Genomic DNA, 2,955 nt, shown 5'->3' on the forward strand with positions numbered 1-2,955 from the left:
ATCTATAATTGTATTATATGTGATGACTTATGCTTTGCCGTTCATAGTGAAAGCTGTGTCGCCCTTATTAGGCATAAAACGCATGACTGGGCTCACACATTTTGATCTAGTTAGTGCTTTGGCAAATGTATCCTTTTTAATTTTTCAAATTATCATAGGTGGCTTTGTTATATGGCGATTACTAGTGTTACTAGGTGGCACTGGTACCTATAGAGGCGTAATGCGTAACTATATCTATGGCTTAGCTTATACGAATGCACTGCGTACCGTAGTATTAGTGTTGATCCATATAGTGGGGCTTATATTATTTTATCTATCTATGCCGAAATATGTAGGGGATATGGCCTATCTTGTAACCATGTTTAGTCAGTATTATGCTGTCTTTATTGGGGCCCAGCTCATGCGCCGCTATGTGGAACTAGGTATCGTAAAAACATATATTATTATGTTTATTGTGGCGTTGCTATCCGTATCAGTATTGCCTCAATGGATCCGATTTGTACATACCCTAGTTAAATAATATAAGACTGTAATGTAGTATAACCGCAAGATGAAAGTCTTGCGGTATTTCTTTGTTTTAATTTATATTAAAATTAATTATACATAATTTAAATTTGGAAATTTATGATATAATTAATTTTATAGTATAGTTGAGAGCGGAGTTAGTTATGGATACGACATTTTTACGAGAAATATCCCTGCTGGTGCGTTCACCGAAGAAGGGAATCGATGAAATCTTCTGGTTTGGTACCCTTGAAAAGGGTATTAAAGCTGGCCTTGCCGGTTGGTGTGCCACTCATATTTTAGGCTTTGCCTTAGGTATTGTATTATTACCGCTAGCCATGACCTTTGGAGGTTTTTTATTTGGCTTTATACCGGCTGTATATGGCATATTTTCTATATTGAGAGAGATTTTAGGCCTTGGAATCTATTGGTTTGTAGGTAGCTTCATACTTTGGAAATTACTGAGCGTTCTTTTAGAACGTGAGTTTGATTTTAAGCAAGTATTAATGGGTACTGCCTATGTGGAGGGCTATACAGGCGCACTTGGGCTATCATTAATTTTGGTATCTATTATTTGCATTTATATTACGCCATTTTTAATGATTCTATTAGTTCCCTTAGCATTAGCCTATGTTGGTGCCGTTATCTACGTAGCCGTCATGCTTTTATCTCGGATTATGAAAGTAGAGCCTATCACTGTAGGCGCTGTATATATAGTTCTATATATTATTAACCTTTTATATAACTGGATTATGCGCATACTCTTTGCGTAAATACATAAAACCTCCTAGTTTTATACTAGGAGGTTTTTATTGCTTTGAATGAAATTTTAGTAAAAGTAGTTTATCATTATTGAAGAGAATCATAATGTTGTAATAGTAGTTCTACATTGTCTTCATCGTATTCGATTTGTTGGGACCATCTTGCGACTTGTTTAAGCGGTGAACCCTCTATAGCACTTGTGATTAGTATGTATTCTACACCATCTCTTGCGTAGGAGAGGATAGATTCCAAAGAATAGTCTGCTAGCATATCGATTTGACGATATAAGATGTATTGGAACACCTTGTTGAATAGCCCCATATCGTGATTTGCTATATAGCTTTGTACAGCGGTAATAAGTTTTTCTATGTCATGAGATAATGTATTAATTTGTACAGTCCATTCTTCATCGATAGGCTCTGTTGTACCGTATAAATCTAACAGTTTCGCATAATACTGTACATCAGGATTTGGGCTGTATTGAAAGTATGATGAATCTATATCAAGGGCTAATAGTTCAAATATATTCTGAATAGTTAAACGCTCGTTAGGACTAAACTCGCTATCATCGTCTTCAATGGTAAAGATTACCTGATCAGATTGAGTATCCTCTGCGAGTAGTTCAACCGATGCTTCGCAGGATAGACCAACCCCACATAGTTCGAGATCTTCAATATATTTATAAAAACGCGGGTGCATATGGCACGTATCGCATAAGCCTTCTTCTCCGAGTTCGAGCACAACCTTACATAGTCCTTGTTCGTTGAGCAATGGACACATTGGTTGTTCCTTAGAAAATACGAAATGGCTGCCCTCATCATCGACAGTGATAGCTTGGCGTAAGCTTTCACCAAGAGGGCCTGTCATGGTGTGATAGCGTTCAGCAATAGTCTCGTCGATATCGATGGTCCAAAGTTGACAACATGTATTTTCACATCGATCTGCTTTGCATTGAAATGTGTGATATATGGTAGGATATAATGAAATCATAATCGTCTCACTTGTAGTAAAAAATATTCTACGTGCATTGTATCATAGGGGAGTTGTCTATGCATTAATATTATAAATAAAGATTAATAAATCGTATCGATTTAGTGTATAATTGTATATATACACACTATGGTCCTGTTTGAGAGATGGAGGAGCCTATGAAATCCTTATTTGTAAAAGGTAGCCTTGTATTAGCCTTGGCAGCAGTGTTTGGTATGCCAAATGCAAGTGCAGCCCATTTAGTAGCGGTAGAACCAACTGTTGCCGTTGTTGATGGAAACCATGCAGCGATTGTAGGTGCCAATGGTTTATTAAATGCATTTATTCAGAATCATCCAAATGCAGCTATCACTGAAATCGCTTTTGATGCAGATGGTGGTCAAATTAGATATGATGTAGAAGGTTTTGATGAAAGTGGCAAGTATGAGCTTACTTATATCTATGCAACAAATCAAATCTTTGAAAAACGTGAAGGCGACTTCCATAAATCGTTAAAGAAAAAATCCTTTGATCCTCGTGAAATCTTACCGCCAGCAGCAGTAGTTAATTTTGCGTATGCTCAAACACAAGGCAAAGCGACAAGCCTTAATGAGTGGTCTGTACAGTATGATAAAGGTAAAATAGTATACAAAGTTAGCTTCGGTACAGAAGGCGACAAAGAGGTAGATGTACGAATTGATGCTATGAATGGTACTTTAT

The 2,955-nt window shown here is 36.8% G+C and carries 4 protein-coding genes; 3 read left to right on the forward strand and 1 reads right to left on the reverse strand.

Annotated elements, in window-relative coordinates; translation table 11 throughout:
• The coding region (locus tag QZ334_RS07730) for a hypothetical protein (protein ID WP_295233380.1) at positions 1-520 on the forward strand (520 nt) is incomplete at its 5' end.
• A 148-nt stretch (positions 521-668) separates the two neighbouring features.
• The gene (locus QZ334_RS07735; protein WP_287515472.1) at positions 669-1,277 is read left to right on the forward strand and encodes a hypothetical protein; all 609 of its coding nucleotides are present in this window, start codon (positions 669-671) and stop codon (positions 1,275-1,277) included.
• 76 nt (positions 1,278-1,353) lie between these two features.
• On the opposite strand, the gene fliB is transcribed toward QZ334_RS07735, so the two are convergent.
• The gene (gene fliB, locus QZ334_RS07740) at positions 1,354-2,256 is read right to left on the reverse strand and encodes a flagellin lysine-N-methylase (protein WP_295233384.1); all 903 of its coding nucleotides are present in this window, start codon (positions 2,254-2,256) and stop codon (positions 1,354-1,356) included.
• A 158-nt stretch (positions 2,257-2,414) separates the two neighbouring features.
• Between fliB and QZ334_RS07745 the strand changes: the two genes are divergently transcribed.
• On the forward strand, positions 2,415-2,955 hold a 541-nt coding region (locus QZ334_RS07745; RefSeq protein ID WP_295233387.1), incomplete at its 3' end, for a PepSY domain-containing protein.

The sequence above is a fragment of the Veillonella sp. genome (genome assembly GCF_019414865.1).
Classification (GTDB): Bacteria; Bacillota; Negativicutes; order Veillonellales; family Veillonellaceae; genus Veillonella.